The sequence below is a fragment of the Arthrobacter sp. MA-N2 genome (assembly GCF_000517125.1).
GTDB classification, from domain to species: Bacteria; Actinomycetota; Actinomycetes; order Actinomycetales; family Micrococcaceae; genus Arthrobacter; species Arthrobacter methylotrophus.
Window position 1 is genome coordinate 2,708,744 of record NZ_KI912155.1, and the last position, 25,458, is coordinate 2,734,201.

The 25,458-nt window shown below is 64.6% G+C and carries 21 protein-coding genes; 13 read left to right on the forward strand and 8 right to left on the reverse strand.

Going from position 1 to position 25,458, the window contains the following annotated elements; translation table 11 throughout:
- The first annotated feature begins 29 nt into the window (after nt 1-29).
- Nucleotides 30-677, forward strand: a complete 648-nt coding sequence (locus A3M3_RS0113305) for an FMN-binding negative transcriptional regulator (protein WP_028266760.1) — start codon at nt 30-32, stop codon at nt 675-677.
- A 123-nt stretch (nt 678-800) separates the two neighbouring features.
- On the opposite strand, the gene A3M3_RS0113310 is transcribed toward A3M3_RS0113305, so the two are convergent.
- Nucleotides 801-1,022 carry a DUF7455 domain-containing protein gene (locus A3M3_RS0113310; protein WP_028266761.1) on the reverse strand — a complete coding sequence of 74 codons (222 nt, stop codon included), beginning with the start codon at nt 1,020-1,022 and terminating at the stop codon, nt 801-803.
- Nucleotides 1,023-1,244: 222 nt separating this feature from the next.
- On the opposite strand from A3M3_RS0113310, the gene A3M3_RS0113315 reads away from it, so the two are divergent.
- Nucleotides 1,245-3,353 (forward strand): DNA gyrase/topoisomerase IV subunit B, encoded by a 2,109-nt coding sequence (locus A3M3_RS0113315; protein ID WP_028266762.1) that lies wholly within the window; start codon nt 1,245-1,247, stop codon nt 3,351-3,353.
- Between the two features lie 51 nt (nt 3,354-3,404).
- On the opposite strand, the gene A3M3_RS0113320 is transcribed toward A3M3_RS0113315, so the two are convergent.
- Both A3M3_RS0113320 and A3M3_RS0113325 read right to left on the reverse strand, forming a co-directional pair.
- Entirely contained in the window at nt 3,405-4,397 is a 993-nt protein-coding gene (locus A3M3_RS0113320; protein WP_028266763.1) for a M56 family metallopeptidase, read from the reverse strand.
- A gap of 6 nt (nt 4,398-4,403) precedes the next feature.
- On the reverse strand, nt 4,404-4,790 hold the full coding sequence (locus A3M3_RS0113325) for a BlaI/MecI/CopY family transcriptional regulator (protein WP_028266764.1): 387 nt from the start codon (nt 4,788-4,790) through the stop codon (nt 4,404-4,406).
- Nucleotides 4,791-5,063: 273 nt separating this feature from the next.
- Between A3M3_RS0113325 and A3M3_RS0113330 the strand changes: the two genes are divergently transcribed.
- From A3M3_RS0113330 to cydD, 3 genes are read left to right on the forward strand one after another with little or no spacing between them, the layout of a single operon-like run.
- On the forward strand, nt 5,064-6,680 hold the full coding sequence (locus A3M3_RS0113330) for a cytochrome ubiquinol oxidase subunit I (RefSeq protein WP_028266765.1): 1,617 nt from the start codon (nt 5,064-5,066) through the stop codon (nt 6,678-6,680).
- Nucleotides 6,681-6,698: 18 nt separating this feature from the next.
- The gene (cydB, locus tag A3M3_RS0113335) at nt 6,699-7,799 is read left to right on the forward strand and encodes a cytochrome d ubiquinol oxidase subunit II (RefSeq protein WP_028266766.1); all 1,101 of its coding nucleotides are present in this window, start codon (nt 6,699-6,701) and stop codon (nt 7,797-7,799) included.
- Nucleotides 7,800-7,802: 3 nt separating this feature from the next.
- Complete coding sequence (cydD, locus tag A3M3_RS0113340; protein WP_028266767.1) at nt 7,803-11,213, forward strand: thiol reductant ABC exporter subunit CydD; 3,411 nt, start codon at nt 7,803-7,805, stop codon at nt 11,211-11,213.
- Here the strand turns inward: cydD and A3M3_RS0113345 are convergent.
- Nucleotides 11,210-12,292, reverse strand: coding sequence for an NAD(P)H-dependent flavin oxidoreductase (locus A3M3_RS0113345; RefSeq protein WP_028266768.1), 1,083 nt, complete (start codon nt 12,290-12,292; stop codon nt 11,210-11,212). The two genes, cydD and A3M3_RS0113345, sit on opposite strands and share 4 nt — an antisense overlap.
- An 8-nt stretch (nt 12,293-12,300) precedes the next feature.
- Nucleotides 12,301-12,819 (reverse strand): DinB family protein, encoded by a 519-nt coding sequence (locus A3M3_RS0113350; protein WP_028266769.1) that lies wholly within the window; start codon nt 12,817-12,819, stop codon nt 12,301-12,303.
- A gap of 124 nt (nt 12,820-12,943) precedes the next feature.
- On the opposite strand from A3M3_RS0113350, the gene A3M3_RS0113355 reads away from it, so the two are divergent.
- A complete protein-coding gene (locus tag A3M3_RS0113355; protein WP_028266770.1) occupies nt 12,944-13,324 on the forward strand; it encodes a VOC family protein in 381 nt (126 codons plus the stop codon).
- A 17-nt stretch (nt 13,325-13,341) separates the two neighbouring features.
- Here A3M3_RS0113355 and A3M3_RS0113360 read toward each other — a convergent pair whose 3' ends face one another.
- The gene (locus tag A3M3_RS0113360) at nt 13,342-15,891 is read right to left on the reverse strand and encodes a DNA gyrase/topoisomerase IV subunit A (protein WP_028266771.1); all 2,550 of its coding nucleotides are present in this window, start codon (nt 15,889-15,891) and stop codon (nt 13,342-13,344) included.
- A 54-nt stretch (nt 15,892-15,945) separates the two neighbouring features.
- Here A3M3_RS0113360 and A3M3_RS0113365 point away from each other — a divergent pair, with 54 nt between their 5' ends.
- Genes A3M3_RS0113365 through A3M3_RS0113380 form a run of 4 tightly spaced genes read left to right on the forward strand, consistent with a single transcriptional unit; the run spans nt 15,946 to nt 21,376 of the window.
- The gene (locus A3M3_RS0113365) at nt 15,946-18,639 is read left to right on the forward strand and encodes a bifunctional acetate--CoA ligase family protein/GNAT family N-acetyltransferase (RefSeq protein ID WP_028266772.1); all 2,694 of its coding nucleotides are present in this window, start codon (nt 15,946-15,948) and stop codon (nt 18,637-18,639) included.
- A gap of 55 nt (nt 18,640-18,694) precedes the next feature.
- The gene (locus A3M3_RS0113370) at nt 18,695-19,423 is read left to right on the forward strand and encodes a DUF5998 family protein (RefSeq protein ID WP_028266773.1); all 729 of its coding nucleotides are present in this window, start codon (nt 18,695-18,697) and stop codon (nt 19,421-19,423) included.
- Entirely contained in the window at nt 19,423-20,652 is a 1,230-nt protein-coding gene (locus A3M3_RS0113375) for an alkaline phosphatase family protein (RefSeq protein ID WP_028266774.1), read from the forward strand. The genes A3M3_RS0113370 and A3M3_RS0113375 overlap by 1 nt, the downstream gene beginning before the upstream one ends.
- Nucleotides 20,645-21,376, forward strand: coding sequence for a thymidine kinase (locus tag A3M3_RS0113380; protein ID WP_028266775.1), 732 nt, complete (start codon nt 20,645-20,647; stop codon nt 21,374-21,376). The genes A3M3_RS0113375 and A3M3_RS0113380 overlap by 8 nt, the downstream gene beginning before the upstream one ends.
- Before the next feature lie 24 nt (nt 21,377-21,400).
- Here A3M3_RS0113380 and sepH read toward each other — a convergent pair whose 3' ends face one another.
- On the reverse strand, nt 21,401-22,849 hold the full coding sequence (gene sepH / locus A3M3_RS0113385) for a septation protein SepH (protein WP_028266776.1): 1,449 nt from the start codon (nt 22,847-22,849) through the stop codon (nt 21,401-21,403).
- 286 nt (nt 22,850-23,135) lie between these two features.
- On the opposite strand from sepH, the gene A3M3_RS0113390 reads away from it, so the two are divergent.
- The gene (locus tag A3M3_RS0113390) at nt 23,136-23,435 is read left to right on the forward strand and encodes a DUF4193 domain-containing protein (protein ID WP_028266777.1); all 300 of its coding nucleotides are present in this window, start codon (nt 23,136-23,138) and stop codon (nt 23,433-23,435) included.
- On the opposite strand, the gene A3M3_RS0113395 is transcribed toward A3M3_RS0113390, so the two are convergent.
- Nucleotides 23,432-23,923, reverse strand: coding sequence for a DUF3093 domain-containing protein (locus tag A3M3_RS0113395; RefSeq protein ID WP_028266778.1), 492 nt, complete (start codon nt 23,921-23,923; stop codon nt 23,432-23,434). The genes A3M3_RS0113390 and A3M3_RS0113395 overlap by 4 nt on opposite strands.
- 97 nt (nt 23,924-24,020) lie before the next feature.
- Here A3M3_RS0113395 and dut point away from each other — a divergent pair, with 97 nt between their 5' ends.
- Nucleotides 24,021-24,533: a dUTP diphosphatase gene (gene dut, locus A3M3_RS0113400; RefSeq protein WP_035742838.1), complete on the forward strand. Its 513-nt coding sequence runs from the start codon at nt 24,021-24,023 to the stop codon at nt 24,531-24,533.
- A gap of 109 nt (nt 24,534-24,642) precedes the next feature.
- The gene (locus A3M3_RS0113405) at nt 24,643-25,392 is read left to right on the forward strand and encodes a DUF3710 domain-containing protein (RefSeq protein ID WP_028266780.1); all 750 of its coding nucleotides are present in this window, start codon (nt 24,643-24,645) and stop codon (nt 25,390-25,392) included.
- Nucleotides 25,393-25,458: the final 66 nt, after the last annotated feature.

Consider the following 25,458-nt stretch of genomic DNA (forward strand, 5'->3'; position numbering starts at 1 on the left):
GCCTTTCCAAAAACAGGAAGAATGAAACCATGTACATCCCAGCGCATTTCACCGCCGGTCCTGAGGTCATCGACGGCCTCCTGACGCGGCCAGGCGCAGCGAACCTGGTCACGATGACGTCGCAAGGCCTGCTCGCCACCTTCCTGCCCCTCCGTTACGATCCGTCCATTGGTGAGCACGGGGCGCTCCACGGGCACCTCGCCCGAACCAACCCCCAATGGTCCGAGCCCGCGATCGGAGAATCACTCGTCATCATCCAGGGCGCGGACGCCTACGTCTCGCCTTCCTGGTATGCATCGAAGGCAGAGCATGGGCGCGTCGTCCCCACCTGGAACTATTCGACAGTCCATGTCTACGGCAAGCTCACCATCCACGACGATGTGGCATGGCTCGGGAACCAGGTCAGGCGGTTGACCGATCTCAACGAAGGCCAGTCCGAGCGGCCGTGGTCCGTGGACGATGCCCCGGAGCGCTATATTTCCGGCCAATTGCGTGCCATAGTCGGCGTCGAGCTGGTCATTGCCCGGATCGAAGGGAAGGCCAAACTGAGCCAGAATCGGCCGGACAAGGACATTGACGGAGTCGTGGCCGGACTTGAAGCTCGCGGGCAATCGGAGATCGCCGCCGACGTCGCGCGAGCGAGGCAGGAAAAGCCGCAGCGGGACGCCGCCTCATAGCCGACTCTTCCGCCAAAGCGGCAAGGCCCCCTCCGCTCGGAGGGGGCCTTGCCGTCTCTGTGAAATTTTGTCAGCCGGGGAAATTTTGTCAGCCGGGCGGCCAATGGGGCCACCCATGGATGGCTAGTCGGCCAGGGCCGGTTCCTTCTCCTGAAGGCGGCCCGTTTCGTCATGCCAGTCCGAGGTCATTGGCCGCAGCGTGGCCTCTACTGCACGTGCATGGTGGCCGCAGAAAAGCAGCTCACCGCCGGAGGACTCAAGTACAACGCGGACATATGCCTGTGCCCCGCAACGATCGCACCGGTCAACTGCGTTGAGTGTGCGGTCTGCAACTGCTGTTGTCATATTCGGCCTCCTTAGTAGTTCTGTGTATCCATATAACCAGCATTCGGAGCAAAACCATGGCAAGGATGGGTCACGTTCGCTGTACGCGTATCACATATGCGTAACAGGAAGAAGTGGCGTCCAGCACGATTGGGAGTGGCAGCGCTCGTCTTGGCTCCGGGGCGGCTAGCCTAGGAGGAGTGTTATTTTGCCTCTGTTACACCCCGAAGGAGCGCCCAGCCCGTGGCACCGAGTTCTGAATACAACGCCCGGCACCTTTCAGTCCTGGAAGGCCTGGAAGCGGTCCGCAAACGTCCGGGCATGTACATCGGTTCCACCGACTCACGCGGTCTCATGCACTGCCTGTGGGAGATCATCGACAACTCGGTCGACGAAGCGCTGGCTGGTTTCGGCCACGACATCCAGATCATCCTCCACGCGGACAATTCAGTGGAAATACACGACGACGGCCGCGGCATCCCCGTGGACCTGGAGCCCAAGACCGGGCTGAGCGGCGTCGAAGTCGTCTTCACCAAACTGCACGCCGGCGGTAAGTTCGGCGGCGGCTCATACACGGCCTCCGGCGGCCTGCACGGCGTCGGCGCATCAGTGGTGAACGCGCTCTCTTCCCGTCTGGACGTCCAGGTGGACCGTGGGGGCAAGACCTACCAGATGTCTTTCCGCCGCGGCGAGCCCGGCCGGTTCAAGGACATCGGCTCCAAGCCCAGCCCGACGTCGGTATTTGCGCCTTTCGTCGAAGACTCGGTGCTCGACGTCGTCGGCAAGGCCAAGCGGGGCGTGACCGGTACGCGAATCCGTTACTGGGCAGACCGCCAGATCTTCACGCCTGACGCGAAATTCTCCCTCGAGGACCTTGCTGCGCGTGCCCGCCAAACCTCGTTCCTTGTTCCGGGCCTCAAGCTGACTGTGCGCGACGAGCGCCGGCTTCCCGGTACGCCCGGCGAGAACGGCCCGCACGAAGAGGTCTTCCACCACGACGGCGGTATTTCCGAGTTTGTCGACTTCCTCGCCGCGGATTCGGGTGTCACTGACATTTGGCGGCTCCATGGTGCCGGTAAGTTCAAGGAAACCGTTCCGGTCCTTGACGACAATGGCCACAGCAAGATCGCTGAAGTGGAGCGCGATTGCGAAGTGGACATCGCGTTGCGCTGGGGGATCGGCTACGAAACCACCATGCGGAGCTTCGTCAACATCATCGCAACGCCCAAGGGCGGGACGCACCAGGCCGGCTTCGAACAGGCCCTTCTGAAGACCTTCCGCAAGGCCGTGGAAACGAATGCACGCAGACTAAAAGCCGGCAACGACAAGATCGAGAAGGACGACGTGCTCGCCGGCCTGACGGCAGTCCTGACGGTCCGCTTGGCAGAGCCGCAGTTCGAGGGCCAGACCAAGGAAATCCTGGGCACCTCGGCCGTCAAGGCGATCGTCGCCAAGGTGGTCGAGGAAGAGATCACCGGGAGGCTGAACTCGGCAAACCGCAACGACAAGGCACAGTCCGCCCTGCTGCTCGAGAAGATCGTCAGCGAGATGAAGTCGCGCATCTCCGCCCGCGTCCACAAGGAGACGCAGCGCCGGAAAAATGCTCTGGAAACATCATCGATGCCCACCAAGCTGGCAGACTGCCGCACGGACGACGTCGGACGCTCAGAGTTGTTCATCGTGGAAGGCGATTCGGCCCTGGGCACGGCCAAGCTGGCGCGGTCCTCGGACTTCCAAGCGCTCTTGCCAATTCGTGGCAAGATCCTGAACGTGCAGAAAGCCTCGGTGGGAGACATGCTCTCCAACGCAGAGTGCGCCGCCCTCATCCAGGTGGTCGGAGCCGGTTCGGGCCGCAGCTTCGACATTGACGCCGCCCGTTACGGCAAGGTGATTCTGATGACCGACGCGGACGTCGACGGCGCACACATCCGTACTCTCCTGCTCACCCTGTTCTTCCGGTACATGCGCCCGATGATCGATGAAGGCCGGGTGTACGCGGCCGTACCGCCGCTCCACCGGGTGGAAGTCATCAACGCCGGCCAGAAGGCCAACGAGATGATCTACACATACTCGGAGGCTGAACTACACGTGTTGCTGGCCCGGCTCGCCAAGGAAGGCAAGCGCTACAAAGAGCCGATCCAGCGGTACAAGGGCTTGGGCGAGATGGACGCCGAGCAGCTCGCCGAGACAACCATGGATCCACGCCATCGAACCCTCCGCAAGGTAGGGATCGAGAATGCAAAGATGGCCGAGGACACCTTCGACCTGCTGATGGGTTCGGATGTTGCCCCGCGCAAGGACTTCATTATTGCCGGCGCCGCGGACCTGGATCGGGAACGCATCGACGCCTGATTCGGCGGGGCGCTCGCTACAGCAGGGCTGGTTCAGCCCGGGAGGGCCTGTTCAGCCCAGCAAACCCGGCACAATCAGCAGGCCTGTCGGAACTGCGAGCAACATGGTAGACGCAGCAAGGACCAAGGCGCATTGACCAAGCGGAAGTGGCGGCTTCGGTGAGAGCAGCCGGCTGACGCGCGACGCCGTCGTACGCGGGGAATCGGCGCCGCCGGTCCCGCTGAAGGCGCTGTCATCCGGGGAAGGTGCCCCGGTGTTTGGTGCAGGAGACGCGAATTGCTCAAGCGGACGGGCGGAACCGCCGGCCACGATCGCGATCGCCTTGATGAGCGTTCCCTTGCTCTCGGTGCGCAGCGCCACGTCATCGGCGAGCATCTCGATCAAGGAGTTGACTGCAACCTGGGCGAGTCGCGTGGTGGGGAACCAAGGCAGTGCCTGGCGCCAAGCGGCGAAGGCCCATAGAAGAAGGTCGTGCCGCTGCGAAAGATGCGCGTTCTCGTGGATCAGGACTGCCCTGAGCTCGGCAGGCTCCAAGGCCGCCATCAGGCCGTCCGAGAGTACTGTGACGGACCGCGCGCCGCCGGGCAGGCAGTAGGCGACGGGGGAGTCGTGGTTGATGACCACGGTGCCGGGCCCGTCGTCGGAGGGCGACGCCAGAAGGGCGAGAAGTTCGCGGTGCCTCCGTCGCTGCCTTTCGATCTTGATGTAGGTGAGCAGGAGGGTGAACACGAGGTGGGCGCTCAGCAGGGCTGCCGCGGACAAGGCGAACAAATGCCAGAACCCCAGCGCCGTGGTGGGCTCGTTGTGAAGCACCATGCCGGCCAGGGAACGCAGCCCGGCGATGAGGTTGTCGCCGATCGGCTCAAGTCCGTAGACAAGCATGGCCCCGATCATCGAGAGGCCACCGGCAAGCGCGATGGCCTGCCAGAGGACCATGGCCATGAACGGTGCGCGAGCCGGCCATTCGGCGCGCGACAAAAGTACAGGAACCGGCCATGCCAGCACCAAAGCAAGGACCGCCAGAGAATATGAGGTCCAGAACATGGGTGGTTAGTTTTTGCCGAGCAGCTTGCGCAGCGTGGCGGCTTCACTCTCGCTCACGGAACCAATGAACCGGGCCAGCACGGCTTCCCGGTCCGGGGCGGAACCCAGTGCCTCGTGCATGAGGTCTGCCGTGTGGTCGGCGCGGCTCGACACTGCCTGATAGCGGTGCGGGCGGGTCCCGCGTTCGCGCTCCACGAGGCCTTTCTTCTCAAGACGGGACAGGACTGTCAGCACTGTGGTGACTGCGAGGTCCTTGCCCTGATGTCCCGCGTTGCCATCCGCTGCGGCGGAATCCTGCGCCAGCAGATCACGAAGTTTGTTGGCTGTCGCAGCCTGCTGGCCCGCCCAGAGCAGATCCATGACCGCCCGTTCCAGTTCGCCAAGACTTGCCATCAATGCATCCCTACTTTCCGCACCTTCCCTGCTCCGTTGTACGGGTGGGGAGTGCGATAAATCCAACATTCCACCTTCAATCTACAGCTTTTCGGCTCGCGATTCTACGTGAGGTAGAACATGCTGCCCGGCGTGTCCTTGCGGCGCTGCGGCGCCACTGGAAGAGTGGGGAAAATATCGCAGGGGCTTGTTCTACACTGTGTAGAAGAAGAAAGTTCTACGCAGCGTAGAAAACGAATGCCGCAAGCGGACGGCCGGATAATAAGGACAGCAATGGACGCCTTGGAAATCGCACGCTGGCAATTTGGAATCACCACGGTCTACCACTTCATGATGGTGCCGCTGACCATTGGGCTGGGTCTCGTTGTAGCCGTCATCCAGACTCTTTGGTACCGCACCGGCAAGGTGGAATACCTTCGGATGACCAAGTTCTGGGGCAAGCTCTTCCTCATCAACTTCATCATGGGCGTGGCCACGGGCATCGTGCAGGAATTCCAATTCGGCATGGCCTGGAGCGAATACAGCCGCTTTGTGGGAGACATCTTCGGCGCGCCGTTGGCCCTCGAAGCGCTTCTCGCGTTCTTTGTTGAATCCACCTTCCTCGGGCTGTGGATCTTCGGCTGGAAGCAGCTTAAGCGCGGTGTCCACCTCGCATGCCTCTGGATCGCGGTGATCGGCTCGGTCTTCTCGGCCTACTTCATCATCGTTGCCAACTCCTGGATGCAGCACCCGGTCGGCGTCCAGATGGTCAACGGACGGCCCGTCATGACGGACGCTTGGGCGGTTTTCACCAACAACACGGCACTCGTGGCCGTGCCGCACACGCTCTTCGGCGCACTGGGGGTCGCCGGGGCCTTCCTCCTGGGTATTGCCTGGTACCACCTTTGGCGCCGCCGCCACGACGGCATTGACACGGTCGGAGCCGACGGTCGTGCCATTGCGGGCGAGACCAACATCCCGGGGCGGGACAAGGCCGACTACAAAGTGTGGATCCGCTCCTTGCGGATCGGTGCGGTCGTCGCCATGATCTCTTTTGCCGGCACCGCTTTCACGGGTGATATGCAGGGCAAGTTGATGTTCGAACAACAGCCCATGAAGATGGCCGCGGCCGAAGCCGCTTGCCACGACGGCACCGGATTCTCCGTCCTGAGCGTTGGCAACCTCGGCTCCAAGAACTGCAACGACATCGTCGCCGTGATCGAAGTTCCCGGCATCCTCTCCTTCCTGGCCAAGGGCGATTTCACCACGGAAGTGAAAGGCGTCAACGGCCTCCTGGACGTATACAAAGCCAAGTACGGCACGAACCTGCCGAACGATCCCCTGTACGGGGACCGCGCCGGGCAGCAAATCCAATACGTGCCCGTCATGGAAGTGACGTACTGGGGATTCCGCATGATGATCGGTTTCGGCGGCATCGCCGCTTTCGCCGCTTTGCTGGCCCTGTGGGTGACGCGCAAGGGCGTGGTGCCCCAATCCCGCTGGATCATGCGGCTGGCTGTCTTCGGCATCCTGGCACCTTTCGGGGCCAACGCCGCCGGCTGGATCTTCACTGAGATGGGCCGGCAGCCTTTCGTCGTCGCGCCCAATCCGGACGCGAGCGGTATTGACCAAGTGTTCATGTTCACCGCTGCGGCCGTGTCGCCCGGGGTTTCCGCGGCCGAGCTCATCACCTCACTGGTGGCGTTGTCTTCCATCTACGCCGTGCTGTTGGTGGTGGAAGTCCGCCTTCTGGTCAAATATGTCCGCGGTGGCGTGGCCTCTGCCATGCCCGAGCTCGCCGAGGCCAGCCACGGCGAAAAGAACGAAAAGAAGAAGGACGGCGACGGCGGGACCCCGGGCGCGCCGGGGGAGCCCGGCACGCCAGACGACGTCCTGGCATTCGCCTACTAGGAAGCAGAGGATCTTCGAATGGAACTGTTGCCTACCGTCTGGTTCGTGGCCATCGCCGTGCTGTGGACGGGATATCTCTTCCTGGAGGGCTTCGACCTCGGCGTCGGAATGCTCATGAAACTCTTCGCCCGGAACAATACAGAACGCCGCGTATTGCTCAACACGGTCGGTCCGGTATGGGACGGAAACGAAGTGTGGCTGCTGACCGCGGCCGGGGCTACATTCGCGGCTTTCCCGCTCTGGTATGCCGCGTTGTTCTCGGCGCTCTACCTGCCCTTGTTGATCGTCCTGGTGGCCCTGATCTTCCGGGCGGTGGCTTTCGAGTACCGCGGCAAGGTGGACAATGCGCGCTGGCGCACGGTCTGGGACTGGGCGATTGCCGTGGGCTCGTTCACGGCCTCCTTCGGCATCGGCGCGGCCCTGGCCCTGACCACCACCGGGCTCCCGCTCGACTCGAACGGCGACCGCCAAGGCGGAGCTTTCGCCTGGTTCAGCGGGTACGCCGTGCTGGGCGGCCTCGCGGTCGCCGCCTTTGCCCTGGTGCACGCTTTGGCCTTCCTGGCATTGAAGACCGACGGCGACGTGCGGCACCGTGCGCGCCGCTGGTTTGTGCGGCTTGCCCCCGTTGCGCTACTGCCGCTGCTGGCATGGGCGGTGGCTGTCCAGCTCCTGAGCGGCAAGCCGTGGACGTGGTTGCTCGTGATCCTGGCAGTGGTGGCGGCCGCAGTGGCCTGGGTTCTCGCGCGCAAGGGTGCTGAAGGCAAGGCCTTCGGAGCCTTGGGTGCGTTCCTGGTGTGCGCTACCGGATCAATCTTCGGAGCTGCCTTCCCCGTGGTCATTCCCTCGACCTTGGACCCCGCCTTCAACCTCACGGTCTCCAACGCCTCGTCCTCCGCCTACACGCTGGGCTTGATGAGCATCGTGGCGGCCGTCGGGCTGCCTCTCGTCATCGCATACCAGGCGTGGACCTATTGGGTGTTCCGCCGGCGGGTGAGCGCGGCACACATTCCGGCGGCGCATGGATTCCTGCCGGCCATCGCCGCCAAAGTGCTCGTGGGCAACAACGAGTCATCAGGCGGCACTGCTGCCAACCACGCCCGCCACAACGCCAGCGAGTAGCGGATGAAGCCCCAGCTGCCCGCCGGGCCGGCCACGCGATCCGCCCTGTACGTCCTTGGCCTGCTGTCTTCGCTCAAGGCCTTGTCCCTGGTCCTGATTGCGCAGTCCATCGCAGGAATGCTGTCCGGACTTGCAGCGGGCGGCACCGGCTGGCGGGAAGGACTTCTCTGGGGCGCCACCGGAGCAGTGCTGCGCTCCCTGACCGTCTGGGGCCAGGCTGTTGCGGCCCGCCGGGCCGCACTGGGGGTCAAGGAAGAACTGCGGTCCCGGCTCTTGGGGCGTGCCCTCGGTACGGGGGCTGCGGGAAGGGTCGGGGACGTCAACGACGGCGGGCTGGCGGTGCTCGCGACCCGCGGACTTGATGCTCTCGACAACTACTACACCCAGTTCCTGCCCGCCTTGGTCAACTGCGCAGCAATACCTCTGCTCCTTGGAGTCCGGATCTTCTTGGCGGACTGGGTCAGTGCCGTCGTTGTGGTGGTGACCCTACCCTTGGTGCCGCTCTTCATGGTGCTGATCGGCCGCCACACCGAGGACCAGGTTCACGAAGCCCAATCCACGTTGAGGAGGCTCTCAGGGCACATCCTCGAACTGGCCAAGGGGCTTCCCGTGCTCGTGGGACTGGGCCGCGCGGGCGAACAGCGTGCGGCCCTTGAGGACCTCTCGGAGGAATACCGCTCACGGACCATGGGAACCCTGCGGATTGCCTTCTTGTCCGCCCTTGCCCTGGAGCTCATAGCCACCATTTCGGTGGCCGTCGTGGCCGTCTTCATCGGGGTGCGACTCGTGGCCGGTGACATGGGCCTTGAAGCGGGCTTGCTGGCACTCATCCTCGCCCCCGATTGCTACCTTCCTCTGCGAGAGCTGGGGACGGCCCACCACGCCAGCGACGACGGCCGGGAGGCATTGTCTGCAAGCAACGCAGTGTTGGAGTCGCCGGGAGGCCGTCCGCTTGACTGCCTTTCGGGCAGCGAGCCGGTTTCCGGCAGTGAGCCCGGCGTCGGGGTAACCGGATTGACGGTGCGATATGCGGGAAGGGACGCGGCCGCCGTCGGGCCTATCGATTTCCATGCACCCGAAGGGCAAATCACGGCCCTCGACGGCCGCAGCGGTTCGGGCAAAAGCACTCTCCTCGGCGTCCTTGCCGGGACGATCGGCGACGGTCCGCAGGCCTCGATCACTGGATCCGTCACCGGCCTGAAGGCCGGTACGGTGGCGTGGGTGCCGCAGCATCCCGTCATGGTGGCCGGGACGGTGCTGGACGAGATCCTCCTCTACCTGAACAACGGAAGCCAGGATTCCGCGCCAGACGCGGACATTGCGACGGCAATGCGCTGCCTGGAACAGGCTGCGGCGGAGCACCTCGCCCTCAAACATCCTGCCGAGTTGAGCCCCGGCGAAGTGCGGCGGGCCGCTGTGGCCCGCGGCTTGGCGCGCCTTAACGCGGGAGCCACTGTACTGCTGCTCGACGAACCCACTGCCCACCTCGATGTCGCCTCCGCCGACGCCATCCGCACGGTGATCGCGGGACTGCGCGGGACAGTGACGGTCATCCTGGTTGCCCACGACGCCGCCACCCGGAAGCTGGCGCACAACGTAGTTCAGATAGACCCAGTTGAGATAGACCCAGTGAAGGTCGACGGCGGGGCGGCACAGGAGCGCGTCGGCTCCGTGCACCAGGACTCCGCCGTATCGGCGGCAGCTCCGGTCCAGCGGGACACGAATCCCGCAGCCACGCCGGACCAGGGAATTGAACCCCCCACGACCCTCTCCACGGCCAAGACCCTGGCGCGGATCCTTGCTCCTGTCCGTTACAAGTTTGCCCTGGCTGTACTGATTGCGGCGCTCGCCGCCTTGTTTGCCGTGGCCTTGTCCGGGCTGTCCGGCTGGCTCATCATCCGGGCCAGCCAGCAGCCTCCCATCCTGTACCTGCTGGGCGCCATCGTGGGGGTGCGGTTCTTTGGTATTGGCCGGGCAGTGCTGCGCTATGCCGAGCGGCTCCTCGTCCACGACACCGTCTTCGCCGCGATGACAAGGCTCCGGGGTACGCTTTGGGCAGCGCTCAGCGCGCGGGCGCTGTCCCTCCGCAGGCTTCTGCAAGGCGGGAATGTCCTGGGCGCAATGGTCGACGACGTCGATACCTTGCGCGACGTGCTGCCGCGCGTCGTGCTGCCGCCCCTTTCCGCACTTGCCGTCGCGGTATCGGCGGTGGTCGCCGCGGCCCTCCTGGCGCCCGCCACGGTCCCGGCTGTCATCGCAACCGCCGTAGTTGGCGTTGTCCTCGCGCCTCTCCTCGCCCTGATGGCGGACCGCAATGCCGCCCGCGGCGAACAACAATTGCGCTCGCTGGTGCTGCGCGACGTTGCCGCCGCCCTCGACGCCCGTGCCGAACTCAGCGCCAATGGCGTGGCCGGGGCTGTTCTGAGCTCCTTGACCAGGCGGGACAACGCAGCCACCGCTGCGGCACAGCGTTCCGCGTGGGCCGACGGCATAGGCCAGGGGGCTGCGGTGCTCGCTTGCACCCTGGGAGCGCTCGCGGCGGGAATTCTCGCTGCGCCCTCGGTGCAGTCCGGAACCCTTGCGCCCGCTGTGCTGGCCGTCGTTGTCCTTCTCCAATTGGCGCTCGCCGAACCTTACGCAGCAGTAGTGTCCGCCGTGCGGCAAGCCCCCGCTTTGACCGCAGTGCTGCAGCGTATCGCCCGGTCCGGGGCTTTTGACATGCCGGAATCCGACGGCGGCGTGCTGGCCTTGGCGGAGCGACCCGACAGTTCCCCGGGGCTGCTGTTGGACGGCCTCGGAGCGTCTTGGCCCGGTGGCGCGCCCGTCTTCACCGGGCTTAGCGCCGAGGCGGTCCCCGGCCGCTGGCTCGCGGTCACCGGCCCCTCCGGTTCCGGAAAATCCACGCTGCTCTCCGTGCTGCTCGGCTTCCTGCCTGCCTCGTCCGGCAGGGCGTACCTGAGCGGGAATGCCGCATGGTGTCCCCAAGAAGCCCACCTTTTCGACTCCACCATCCGCGGCAACCTGCTGCTCGCCCGCCCCGCCACCGGCAAGCCTTCCGAAACGGACATGTATAAGGCCTTGCGCGCCGTCGGCCTTTCCGGACTGGTAGCCGGCCTTCCCGGCGGACTCGATAGCCGCATCGGCCCCTCGGGGTCGTTCCTGAGCGGCGGCGAACGCCAACGGCTCGCCATGGCCAGAACGCTGCTGACCGGAGCGACAGTCCTCCTCCTCGACGAGCCGACCGCCCACCTCGATGCCGAAGCCGGGCACCTCATGATGGCGGAACTCCGCAGCGGGCTGAAGGATGTCACGGTGGTCCTCGTGACCCACAACCCGGTCGAGATCGGCCAGGCGGACGCCCGGCTCGACCTCGAAGCCCCGAAGGACAGCCCGGCGCTGGTACCGGGAGGCTAGCCGGCGAACCGCCCGAAGATGGCGTCCACCGACTCGACGATGGTCTCCACGAGTTTCCGCGCGTCGTCCTCCCGGATGAGCGGCGTCGATTGGCCTGCCCACAGGGACATCAGGCCAGGGACTCCTTGGGCTGCCGCTGCAGGCCGAAACTTGCCGGTCAGCCAGTTCTGGATGGGGAACGGGGCATGGGCCGAGGGGTCGGCAAGCTCCGCGATGATCAGGTTGGGGATACCGCGTGCCAAGCGGCCGCTGAGGGCACGTGTCAGGACTGTATGGGCGGCGTCGGGACCGTGCAGCGCAGCCACGTGGGCCGGGCTGGCCGCAGACTGGCGCGTGCCAAGGAAAGCCGAACCGATCTGGACCGCGTCCGCACCGAGGGCCAGAGCGGCAGCGACTCCGCGGCCATCTGCGATACCTCCCGCGGCGATGACCGGAACGGAGACCGCATCCACCACTTGCGGGACAAGGGCCATGGTTCCGACCAGCGAATCTTCCGGAGCACGGAGGAAAGATACCCGGTGGCCGCCGGCTTCCATCCCCGTGGCAACGATGGCGTCCACTCCGCCGGCGGCGAGGGCCACGGCTTCGTCCACAGTGGTCGCCGTGCCTACTACAACAACGTTGTTCCGGTGGGCTTGTTCAATAACGGATTCCGACGGAACCCCGAACACGAAGCTCAGCACGGCCGGACGGGCGTCGATGGCCGCGTGGATCTGACTCTCAAGATCCGGCAGGTAGTGCTCGGGCTGCTCAGGCGGGTCCACGCCCACCCGTTCGAAATAGGGCCGGAGGATGTCCACATAGGCGGCGAATTGCTCGGCATCCACGCGTGGCGCCTCTTCGCCCTCGATGGGAAGCCAGAGGTTCAGGGCAAACGGCTTCCCGCTGGCCTCCTTGAGCTCGCGGGCCGTGGCCGCAATCCGTTCCGGATCAAATCCGTAGAGTCCATACGAACCCAGTCCCCCGGCGTCGCTGACCGTGGCGGCAAGCTCCACCGAGGACAGGCCACCGAAAGGGCCAAGGACGATAGGGAGCTCAACATCGAAGAGACGAGTTGCCCGCGTATCCTTCCACGGCATCACAACGCCTAGCCGTCCACGTCGTGGAGGTGATGGACCACGTCATGCAGGAAATACTGCGCAAATGTCAGCACGGTGAAGGTGGAGCCGTTGCTGCGAACACCAGTCCGCGGCCATTCTTCTTCGCGGACGGCGGCAAAGGAATTCGCAATTTGTTCTCCCTCGGCTGCCAGTTGTGCGGCCACTTCGGCGGGATCCGAGTTGGCGTAGCCGCCGTCGATCGCGGCATTGTCCTGGTCCCAATTGGCGAAGTGGGCATCGTCCTCGCGCAGCATCAGGTTCAGGCGCTGGTCGAAGAGGCTGAACACGTCCCGCACGTGGCACGCATATTCCAACGGCGACCAGGTGTGTTCGTCGGGGCGGACCGAAGCGCCTTCCCGGCGCAGCACGGCGCGCCAGCGCGGCAACATGTTCAGCACCGTTCCTGGAACGGTGGAGGGAGTCACGGTGGCGGCGTCGAAGCCGCATTCGGGGCACGGTGTGGACAGAACCCAGGTCCAGTCCTTCTCATCAGGAATGATCGGCATGGCAGTAGTCTAGGGCCCGAATTCGTGATCCGGGATCTGTGCGGAATCCCATCGGGTCCACGGCACCCAGCGCCCGATCAGGAGTAAAGTTAGGTGCTGGGGAAGCCTGGAAAGTGAAATTGCCATGCTTAAGGATCTAAACGTCGCCGGCGTACTTCCGGCCAGCGATCTCGCCCGCGCCCGCGACTTCTACCGCGACAAGCTCGGCCTCGAACCGGACAACCCGGATGCCACGGACAACCTGATGTACAAGTGCGCCAACGGCACTGCCTTCCTCCTGTATGAAACGCCCAACGCCGGGACCGCCAAGAACACCCAGCTGGGATTCCAGAGCACCGACCTGGACCAGGACATGGCCGATCTCAGGTCACGGGGAGTCGTTTTCGAAGAATACGACTTCCCGGGCCTGAAAACCGAGAACGGCGTCGCCACCATGCCGGGCGGCGAACGGGGAGCCTGGTTCCTGGACTCGGAAGGAAACATCATCAGCCTCGCCACGATGTAACCCGGCACCTTCGAGTATTAGCCCTGCACGACGGTTTCCGGCACGATTCCTTCCTCCCACGCCATGCTCGCGCCAAGAGCGTCAACAGGCTGGGAGAGGGGAACCCCGGAACCGTCGCGGCGGCCGTGCTCCTGTGGGAGGGCGCGGGCAACTCCGGCGCTCGATGATGCCTTCGCCGGACCGTGACCGGCCCACCCGAGGAGGAGCGTGTCTTCACCCTTGAGGAACCGGTGGGCCCGGACGCCTCCCGTGGCGCGGCCTTTGGCCGGGTACTCCCCGAACGGGGTGACTTTTGCGGTGCCGGGAGCAGTCCCCGGCAGCGCACCGTTGGTACCCGCGATCGTTACGACAACCGCAGCAGGGTCGTCGGCGCGCACTGTGCCGAAGTGGATGACGTCGTCGCCATCTGCAAGTTTGATGCCCGCCATGCCGCCGGCGGTGCGTCCCTGCGGCCGGACGGAGGAGGCGCTGAAGCGCAATAGCTGGGCAAGCCGGGTCACGAAGACGAGTTCGACGTCGTCGTCCGGGGCAGGCTCCACGCCCACCACACTGTCCTTGTCCTTGAGCGCAATGATCTCCCAGTCTTCACGGTTCAGCGGGTAGTCCGGCTGGACACGCTTGACCACGCCTTGGACCGTTCCGATGGCCAACACGGCATCGAGCGGCACGAACGCCACGAGCGTTTCGCCCTTGAGCAGGGTAATGAAGTCCTTTGCCGCCACGCCGCCTGCAAGATTAGGCAAGCCGGACACGGGCGGGAGGGCCGGCATGTCCATGACCTGGACACGGAGCATGCGGCCCTGTGAGGTGACAGCGCCGATTTCGCCGCGCGCGGTCGTTCTGACCACGGACCGGTAGACATCGTGCTTGCTCCGGGGGCCGGATTCGGCCAATGGTTCCTGGTTGGACGTCCGTGCGATCTGGCCGGAGGTGCTCAGGAGCGCCCAGCAGGGATCGTCGGGGATTTCGAGGGGGAGTGCTGCTGCCTTGCCTTTGCCGGCAGGGACGGCGGCCGCGAGCGCCGCGGCGACGGTGGGGGAGACTGCTTCCGACTCGAGGAGAACAGTGCGTCGCGGGGTGCCGTATTTCTCGGACACTTCGGCCAGTTCACCGGACACCAGCTCGCGCAGCAGGACGTCGGACGCGAGGATCGCCTCAAGCTCGGCAATTTCGCGACGTAGCTCTTCCTGTTCCTTTTCAAGTTCGATGCGCGAGTACTTGGTCAGCTGGCGCAGACGGAGTTCCAGGATGTAGTTGGCCTGGATCTCGGACAGGTCATAGATGGACATGAGCCGTTCGCGGGCCGCCGCGGCCTCGTCCGAGGACCGGATGATCTGGATGACCTCGTCGATGTCCACGATCGCAATCAGCAGGCCCTCAACCAAGTGGAGACGGTCCTTCTTCTTGCCCAAGCGGAAGGCCGTACGGCGGCTCACGACGGACAGCCGGTGGCCAACGTAGACCTGGAGAAGCTGGAGCAAGCCCAAAGTCTGCGGCTGCCCGTCCACCAAGGTCACGTTGTTGATGCCGAAGGAGTCTTCCATCGGCGTGAAGCGGTAGAGCTGCTGGAGAACCGCGTTGGGGTTGAAGCCGTTCTTGATCTCGACCACGAGCCGGAGCCCGTGCTTGCGGTCTGTCAGGTCCATGACGTCGCTGACGCCGCTCAGCTTTTTGGCGTTGACGGCATCCTTGATCTTTTCGATGACCTTCTCCGGGCCCACCATGTAGGGGAGTTCGGTCACCACAAGACCGGTGCGGCGCGCGGTCAGCTGCTCGATCTCCACCTTGGCGCGGGTCTTGAACGAACCGCGCCCCGTGGCGTACGCGTCACGGATTCCGTCGAGGCCCACGATTCTGCCGCCCGTGGGCAAATCGGGGCCGGGCACGAAACGCATGACGTCTTCCAACGTGGCATCCGGATGAGCGATGAGGTGACGGGCGGCCGCGATGACCTCTACGAGGTTGTGGGGAGCCATGTTCGTGGCCATGCCGACGGCGATGCCCGTGGTGCCGTTGACCAGCAAGTTGGGGAAAGCTGCGGGCAGGACATCCGGCTGCGTGAGCTGGTTGTCGTAGTTGGGGACGAAGTCCACGACGTCTTCGTCGAGGTTCTCGGTCATCGTCATCGCAGCCGCGGCGAGCCGGGCTTCCGTGTAACGCGGCGCGGCCGGGCCGTCGTCGAGCGAACCGAAGTTGCCGTGCCCGTCAATCAGGGGCAAGCGCAGCGAGAAGTCCTGGGCCATGCGCACCATGGCGTCATAGATGGCGGCATCACCGTGGGGGTGCAGCTTTCCCATGACTTCGCCCACGACGCGGGCGCTCTTCACATGCCCGCGGTCCGGGCGCAGGCCCATGTCGCTCATCATGTACAAGATGCGTCGCTGGACGGGTTTGAGGCCGTCGCGCGCATCGGGGAGCGCACGGGAATAAATCACCGAATACGCGTACTCCAGGAAGGAGCCTTCCATCTCGGAAGTGACGTCGATATCGATGATGTTCTCTGTGAAGTCCCCGTCGACGGCGGCCGTGGCTGCGTTTGCACGGGGGGGACGTTGGCTGCGTGCCATGGAGTCGGTGGATCCTTAAACGTGTACTGCGGAAGACTTAGCTAGGCTAAGCCTATGGTGGATCAGCCCGGCGCCGGCGTATATCCGGAATATTGGGAGGCCGATGTCGTTCTTCGCGACGGCGGCACTGCCCACTTGAGACCCATCTCGCCCGAAGATGCCGAGGCACTGCAGGCCTTCCACACTTCGCAGTCCGAGACGTCCACCTACATGCGGTTCTTCTCGTTCAAGCCGAGGCTCTCCAGCAAGGAACTGCGTCGATTCACCGAAGTGGACCACAAGGACCGGGTGGCGTTCGTCATTACCATCGGCGGCGAGATCATGGGCGTCGGCCGCTACGACAGGCTCGGGGACCCCACCGAGGCTGAAGTGGCCTTCAACATTTCCGACGTCCAGCAGGGCCGCGGCATCGGTTCCATCCTGCTCGAACACCTGGCGGCGGCCGCCCGCGAAAACGGCATCCGCCGGTTCACCGCCGAGGTGCTCCCGGAGAACCGGAAGATGCTCAGGGTCTTCGCCGACGCCGGCTACGAGCTTGCGCGCAAGTTCGACGACGGCGTCGTCAGCGTGGAATTCAACATCGACCCCACAGAAAAATCCCTCGCCGTCATGGAATCGCGGGAACACCGCGCCGAGGCACGGAGCGTGCGGGACCTCTTGGCGCCGTCGTCGATCGCCGTGGTGGGCGCAAGCCGCCGGTGGGGTGCTGTCGGGCACCAGCTGCTTGACCACATCCTGGAGGGCGGTTTCACCGGCGCGGTCTATGCGGTCAACCCTGAAGCCTTCGAGCTGGCCGGAATGAAGTCCTTCGCCCGGATCGCCGAGGTCCCGGGTCCCGTGCAGCTTGCCATCATCGCCGTGCCATACGAAGAAGTACCGAAAGTCGTGGACGAATGCGGTGCAGCCGGCGTCAAAGGCCTCGTGGTCGCCACCGCGGGTTATGGCGAGGACGGCGAGCAAGGGTTGCGGCGGCAAAAAGACCTCGTGCGCCGCGCCAGGTCCTACGGGATGCGCGTCATCGGTCCCGAGTCGCTGGGGATCGTGAACACGAATCCCGACGTTTCCCTCAACGCCTCGATGGCTCCGAAGCTGCCGCGGCGCGGGGGATTGGGGCTGTTTACGCAATCAGCGGCTATTGGCATTTCCGTCTACGCCGCCGCGAGCCGCCGGGGCCTGGGCCTTTCCTCGTTCCTGTCCGCCGGGAACCGCGCCGACGTTTCCGGCAACGATGTCATGCAGTTCTGGGAAGACGATCCCGACACCTCCGCCGTCGGGCTCTACCTGGAGTCGATCGGCAACCCCCGCAAATTCTCCCGACTGGCCCGTCGCTTGTCGCGCTCCAAGCCGGTCATCGTCGCCAAATCCGATGTCACCGGGCTGCGCCTTCCGCCGGGCCACGTGGTCAGGACAACGTTGGCTCCGGCAGCAGCTTTGGATGCCATGATGCGCCAAGCAGGGGTCATCGCCGTCGAAACCATTGAGCAACTCATGGACGTGGCCCAGATCGTGTCCAGCCAGCCATTGCCCAAGGGCCCGGCGCTCGCCGTCTACAGCAACTCCGCAGCTCTTGGGAAGGTTGTGGCGGACAACGCGGCGCCCCAAGGACTCGTCGTCGACAGGATCGTCACGGACGTCGACCTGGATGCGGGGATGTCCGCGGCCCGGGATGAAATGCGGAAAAGTCTCACGCAGAATCTAGCGGACGACGCCGTCCATGCGGTGGTGGCAGCTATGGTGCCCTCACGCAGCCTCACCATGGAAGTGATCGCCGGAATCCTCGCCGAGTGCGGGGCGGAGGCCGGGAAGCCCGTGGTGGCGGCTTTCACGGGGGTCTTGGACGCTTCCGTGCAACTGGATGGTCTGCTTACTCCAGGCGGAGCGTCCGGGCCGTCCCTTCCTTGCTTCTCCAGCGCCGGGACCGCGGTGGCGGCGCTGGCGGCAGTGGTCCGTTACGCGAAATGGCTGGATCGGGACCAGGGCATGGTCGTGGAACCAACAGGTTGCGACCGCGAGGGTACCCGAGAACACATCGAACGGCTCTTGTCTTCCGTCACCGGGGAGCAACTGGTCCACCTCGACGCCGGCGAAGCCGCGGCGCTGCTGTCCCGCTATGGCATCCAGGTGGTGCCATCGGCGGTTTTTGAGAGCGACGACGAAGCCGTAGCGGCTGCGGAACGCCTCGGCTGGCCCGTGGTTCTCAAGACGACGGACCCTGCCCTCCGGCACCGCCTGGACCTGGGAGGCGTGCGGCTGGACATCGAGGACGCGGATTCGCTGCGGCGCAACATCGCACAGATGCGCCGGGTCCTCGAGCCATACGGTTCATCCGCGATCGAGGTACAGGCCATGGTTCCGGTGGGGCAGGCATGCACTTTCCGCGCCATCGAAGATCCGCTCCTGGGGCCGGTGGTGTCCTTCGGATTGGCGGGAGATGCCGTGAACCTCCTCGACGATTGGGCACACCGCGTGCCTCCCTTGTACGCAGCCGATCTCCACGATTTCATCCGGGCCCCCCGGGCTTCCCTGAAACTGTTCGGCTACCAAGGACTTCCCGCAGTTGACGTGGCCGCTCTCGAGGACCTGGGAGCGCGGTTGGTGCGCCTCAAGGATGAACACCCCGAGATTGCCTTGGTGGAATTCAATCCCGTCCTCGCCGGGGCGCAGGGAGCCAAAATCCTGGCCGCCGAGGTCTGGATCGGAAACGCCGCGCAGCGTACGGACAGCGCCCGCCGTGCGATGCTCGGCTGACCGTGAAGTAATCGGGCAGTTATGAAGTCCCCTGCCGATCTGTGAAAATGGGGGAATGAGCTCGAAGTCCCCGACGCCTCCGTCCAGTCCGGCCAACAACGGGCACCATGCAGCACACGACCACAGCTCGCAGGGGCAGAGCCTGGACCAGGCACTTCAGCGGGCAGGTTTCTACCCTGTCCTCGTTGCCGATGTTGTGGCCGATGCCTTGGACGGGCGCGATTGCCTTGCGCATCTCGTGCATCTGGAAACGCATTTCGACCGTGCCGAGGTCCGGCGGCACATTACGGTCCTTGTCCTCACGGAGGACATGCTGGTGATCACCCACGTCGACGACCAGCAGCTTGACGAGGCCGGCGAGCAGATCGTCGCCCAGATTTCCACGGAGTCGGTGCCCGTGGCACAGATCCGCTCGGTAGTCCTCAGCTACATGTATGCGCAACCGCAGAACTACGCTCCCAGCGACCCCGTCAGGGAACTGACCTTGTCCATTGCATGGTCCGGTGGTCAACGCCTGGACGTGGGACCTGCCAGCTGCGGCGATCCGCAGTGCGAAGCAGACCATGGGTACACCGGCACCATCTCCCAAGAGGACATCGTGCTTCGGATCAGCGCGGAGGCCGACGGCCCCAGGGCGGTGCAAGACGCGAAGATCTTTGCCCGCGCGCTGCGAGCGGTGAACACAGGCGTTCCTGGGCCTTCGGTACACACGGGCAGCCTTCCCGCACCACGACTCCGTTCGGGCGTCTTCGGCAACCGGCTGAGCCGCGGACACCAGCGCTGATGCCGACGTCGGAACCCGTCACCCGGGAAGCCTCACCCGTCGCCGACTCAGGTCCGGAGCTTCCCAACGCGCCGTTGTACGGAAGCAAATCAATCGCCGAGGTCTTCACGAGCGCCGCCGCGAGCATGGGCCTGCCCGGGTTCGTGAACAAGCTGCAATTACCAGCATCGCAACGCGTGTGCGTGGTGCTCGCCGACGGCTTGGGGCGGAGCCTCCTCAAGCAGAAGGCCGCACACACCCCGTTCCTCAGGTCCATCACGAACGTGGGGCAAGGCGTTGTCCCCGTCTGGCTCGATTCGGCTTTTCCTTCCACTACGGCCTCGTCCCTGGCCAGCCTTGGCACCGGCCGTACGCCCGGCGAGCACGGCATGGTGGGTTATGACGTCCTGGACCCGGCCCAGGACAAGGTGGTCAACCTGCTCGGCAATTGGGACGCCGGCGTGGACCCCGTGAACTGGCAGCCTTTCCCCACAATTTTCGAACGGGTGGCCGCCGAGGCCGACGTCGTCACGGTGAGCCTGCCCCAGTTCGGCGGTTCACCCATGACCCGGGCTGCGCTCCGCGGGAGCCGTTTCGTGGGAGGCGGCTCGCTGCACGCCCGAACGGCAGCCGCGGGGGAGGCCATGACCGCAGGAACGCCTTCACTCATGTACTTCTACGTCAACGAGCTGGACAAGGCCGGGCACCGCTACGGCTGCCAGTCGGAGCGCTGGGAGCACCAGCTCGAAGAGATCGATTCGACCGTGAAAAGGCTCTCCACGTCCCTTCCCGCAGGCACCACGATCCTGCTCACTGGCGACCATGGGATGCTTGACGTCCCGGAATCGCAGCGTCTCGACTATTCAGCCGATGCTGCTCTTGTTGCAGGTGTCCGGCACACGGCAGGCGAGCCGCGCATGGTTCACCTGTACCTTGAAGCCGATGCCGGCGAGCATCACCGGCAGGCCTTGCTGGATGCCTGGCGCGACCGCTTCGGCGAGCGGATCTGGGCTTTCACCCGGGAACAAGCGCTTACGGCCGGTCTTTTCGGAGCCGTCCGCCCGGAGGTATCACCCCGGATCGGCGACGTCATGATTGCCGCCCGGGACGCTTTGGCGCTCTACGACGTCCGCCGCGTCCGCCCCACCGCCATGGAAGTCATCGGGCAACACGGTTCGCTGACCAAGGCCGAGCGCGAAGTGCCATTGCTTTGCTTCCAGGCCGGAGGAGCCAAAGGCCGCCGTGGCTGAGCTCATTTTCTTTTCCGGGACCATGGATTGCGGCAAGTCCACCCTCGCTCTGCAGATGGACTACAACCACAGGGCCCGTGGTCGCGGCGGGATTCTATTCAGCCGTAACGACCGCGCTGGCGGTTCCGTCATCTCCAGCAGGCTCGGGCTCCGGACGGATGCCGTGGAGGTCGTTGACGCCACTGACTTCTGGGACGAAGTTATCCTGCGCCGGACGACGGGCCTCCGGGTTGACTACCTCATCTGCGACGAAGCCCAGTTCTACTCGCCGGAGCAAGTAGAACAACTGGCGCGTATTGTCGACGAGATGGATGTAGACGTCTTCGCCTTCGGGATCACCTCTGACTTCCGCACCCGGCTGTTCCCTGGATCCCAGCGGTTCGTGGAACTTGCGGACAGGGTGCAGGTCCTGCAGGTCGAAGCGCTGTGTTGGTGCGGCCGCCGGGCAACGCACAATGCGCGGACCGTGGATGGCATCATGGTTGTCGAAGGCGAGCAGGTCGTGGTGGGTGACGTCGCAAGGGAGAACGACCGGGCAACGGCTGACAGTGCGCAAGCCGAAATGTTGCCCCTTGAGACCTTGCTCCCTGTCGTCGGGTACGAGACCTTATGCCGCCGGCACTACATGCGCCGGGTGACGGCACATGGCGCAAATCTGATGGCGAGCCGGGACCAATTGCTGCCGTTCGACGTCGACGCCTGCCTTTGGCACGGCGCGAGCTGAGCGTCCGCCGCGAGTGAAGGTTACCTAGTCGCCGCGGGTTCCGAAGAGGATGTCATCCCAGCTTGGGATACTGGAGCGCTTGGGCCGTGACGGTTGGCGCTCGGCTGGCGCTGCTGCGTCGGACTCTTCACCGTGGGACTGGCTGTCTGCTTCCGGGTGGACCCCCGCAGACGGGGCAGCCGGAGTGACTTTGTGCCAGGAATCCTTCAACCCGGCACGGTTGGGCTTCAGCTCCTCGCGGTCACGTCGGGGCGCTCCGCCGAGCAATTCGTCGAGCCCGGCCCGCGTTGATGCCGGTCCGTCTTGGGAAGACGCCTCGGCCGGGGATTGCGCTTCATCCTTGCCGGCCTGGGTATCGTCGGTATTGCCCCGCAGCAGGGTCACGGGGCGCAAGGGACTGGGAATCACCGTGATTTCGCGCGTATCGGTGCTGACTCCATCGTGAAGGCGGAGGGAATCGTCTTCCTTGTCCTCATGCCGCGGCGCCAAGCTCAGCCTCGCCAGCATGGATGCGCGCGCGTCCCGGCGGCTCGGGGCGGGCTCGTCTTGTGCCGGCTCGTCCGTCGCTGTTTCGCTTGATGACTTGCCCGAAAGCTCGTCGTCTTCGATATCGCCGGGTCGGGGATGAGCAGCAGGAACCCCGCTGCTCAGAAGCAGTGCCAAAGCGTCGTCACTGTCTTCGTCGAGACCGAGCCGTTGTCCCCGGCGTGAGCGCAGCATGTCCAGAAGTCCATCGGCTTCCTTGGTGGCAGCGGCGGCGGCCGCACGGGCGGCGGTCCCGCCGTCGACCTCAAAGTCGAAGGGCCTGTCGGAGACGGCTGCGAGCCGTCGGGCCGGCACGGGACCATCAAGAGGTTCCAGCTCGCTCAGTTGCTGGGCCCACCGGTTGGCATTCTGGAGGGATTTGCGGGCGGGATTGAAAGTCCACATCGCGGGCGGCTCTTCGCCGATGCTCTCCAGGCTGCCTGGCTTGGTTTCGAAGCGTGCGACGACGGTCCACGCGCCGTCGGTCCGGCGCCAGGAGTCCCATTCCACCGCGGCGGAATCGATCCCGTGGGCCGCGAGCCGGTGCGCCACCATTTCGCCCAAGCTTGCAGGTTCGTCGCCGAACGCCGCACGGTAGGCATCGTGGCCCGGGGCAGGGGCAGCGACTTCGACTTTGCGGGCCTGTTGGGCGATGTACTCGCGCTCAGCCAGGACGGGGCCCTCGTACCGCTGCACGTTGGCAAGTGGCAACCCGGACAGCTCTGCCACTTCTTCGGCCGTCGCGCCGCTGCGGATACGCGACTGAATGTCACGGGGGGACATGGAGACGGGCGTAATGGCGGCACGGGCGGCCACCTGGGCCGGTGTCCGGCTCGCTGCAACACGCAACGCCTCGTCAATCGGAAGCTGGAACATCTCGCCGCCGGTACCGCTCAACAGGAGATGTCCGCCGTCGTCGTGGACGCCAACCAGCCGTAGATCCCGCATAAAATCCTCCACCATGGCCTATCTGACATTCGAAACTCTGCCACCCGGTGGAGGCTTTTCCTACTAGGACAAAGGGCGCGCCGCGATATTCCGCGATTTTCCGGCATTCTGCTGCGCCGAACGTTTGCTGGGGGGCTATGGACATTTGAGGCTGTCGGGAGGAAAATCTGCCCGATATCGGGCACAAAAATGCTGCTTGCTGCGTTACATCCTTAGACCGGAGCAGGTTCTGGTCGGCAGGACCGCGCGCCCCGCGTGAAGCACAAGGGAGAACGAAGAAGGGACCATGGCAACGGATTACGATGCCCCTCGGAAGACGGAAGAAGACGCCAGCGAGGACTCGATCGAGGAACTCAAATCGCGTCGTACAGAGAAGCAGTCATCAGCTGTTGACATTGATGAGACTGATCTCGCTGACGCTTACGAGCTCCCGGGCGCGGACTTGTCGGGCGAAGAGCTACTGGTCCGCGTCCTGCCTCCGCAGGCAGATGAATTCACGTGCTTCAATTGTTTCCTCGTCAAGCACCGTTCCCAGATTGCACGGGAGAAGGACGGGCACCTTTACTGCAAGGAGTGCGAAAGCTAGCCCTGCTTGGAGAGCGCCGCCAGCAGTTCTTCAGGGCGACGGGTGGACGTCAGCCAGTACGGAGTGCGGTCCGCCGGGTCGGTGATTTCAATGCGCACCACAGGGTCGATCCAACCGCGGAGGCACAGGAACGCCAGGCCATGGAGGCGCGTACCGCGCTCTGCTGTGGCTTCGTCCTTGCGGAACGCGCTGACTGCTCCGACGAATTCGCGCTGGATCGTGGCGCGGCCCACTTGAAGAGTGTCGCGGTCCACCACGATCGCCGGAGTCGACAACAACAGCATGATGGTCATGACCGCGAAGAGGACCACAGCGGCGATGATGCCCGCGGTAATGCTGATAGGAGCAAACATCAGGATGCCTGCGGCGGACAAGCCGACCACCACAATCCAAATCCAGGGTGACGGCCAGAGCTTTTCCCTAAACAGGACGCCCGTTTCACTCGAAGAACGGTCCGGAGCGGGTACGGAAGCAGTCGATTCAGGCATGCAACCAGCTTATCGGGACTCGGACCCTCTGATTGAACGCGCAGGAATGTGCGACCGCAACCGCGGCAGTATCGCGCGGACGATAGAATATGTGACTGTGAGCCACGAGACCGCAGTAGCCAACCCAGCAGACACCGCCGCCGAATATGGCGCGCCAACCCTCCAGATTCAGCTGAAGATGCTCGACGCCGGTTTGGAAGCACCGTCGTACGCCCATCCCGGAGATGCCGGTGCGGATCTGCGTGCCCGGGTGGACGTATCGCTCGCCCCGGGGGAACGGAAGCTCGTTCCCACGGGGGTCTCCATCGGGCTGCCCAACGGCTTTGTCGCGCTGATCCACCCGCGCTCGGGGCTGGCCACCAAACACGGACTCACAGTGGTCAACGCGCCAGGAACGGTCGATGCCGGCTACCGAGGTGAAATTTCCGTGACGCTTTTGAACACGGACAAAAACCAGGCAATAGAGCTCAAGCGCGGCGATAGAATTGCTCAAATGGTGATCCAGCGCGTCGAGTATGCGCAGTTCGTTGCGGTGGATGAGCTGTCCGACACGTCGCGCGGCACCGGAGGCTTTGGATCGACCGGGGGCTTCGCAGCGGCTGTGAGCTAGCAAAACCCTCGATAATCGATGCCGTCCGGCGCCGAGTGAGATGCTGCCCGCGAGTTGACGGGCAGTCTGCGGTTTACTGGGGATAGACCACTACTAAGGAGACAACCCGATGCTTTTTGGGCGCGGAAAGAAGTCCAAGGCTGAGCAGCCGAAAGACAACGGTACCGAGCAGGCCGACGCCGCGACTCCGCGGCAGGACGCCGGGACAGTAGCCAGCGGTGCCCCCAAAGGCGACTTCCGTCTGTCCAAGGGGCCATTGGATGCCAGCGAAATTGATAGCCAGGACGGCTACGTGGACCTTGGCTCCCTGCTCATCGAACCTACCGAGGGACTCCAACTGCGTCTCGAGGTGGAAGAAGCAACCCAACGGGTCGTGGCCGTCACCATGGACTTGGGTGGCTCGAGCCTTCAGCTCCAGGCTTTTGCCGCGCCCCGGTCCGAAGGTCTCTGGGACGAGATCCGCGAGCAGATCGGCCAGTCCGTGTCCAGTCAAGGAGGCGAAGTCGAGGAGATCGACGGCACCTTCGGCACGGAACTCATCGCCAAACTTCCGAGCGAATCTGCCGACGGCGGACGCGGCTTCCGAGCTGCCAGGTTCATGGGGGTGGACGGGCCCCGTTGGTTCCTCCGGGGGGTCATCGGTGGTGAGGCCGCTTTGGACAGGGCAGCTGCCGAAGGGCTGGAGAACCTCTTCCGGAAGGTTGTGGTCATTCGCGGAGACAACCCCATGCCGCCCCGCGAATTGCTCCAGCTGAAGCTGCCCAAGGACGCAGCAGTCCCCGGCGAGCACGGTGCTCCGCACGAAACACCGCAGTTTCAGCAGCCCGAACGTGGCCCGGAGATCACCCAGATTGGCTGACAAAGCGCCTCGCGCTGCTGGCGCCCATGGCAGCCCGCCATCCCGCTCCCTCGCTGAGCTCCCTGC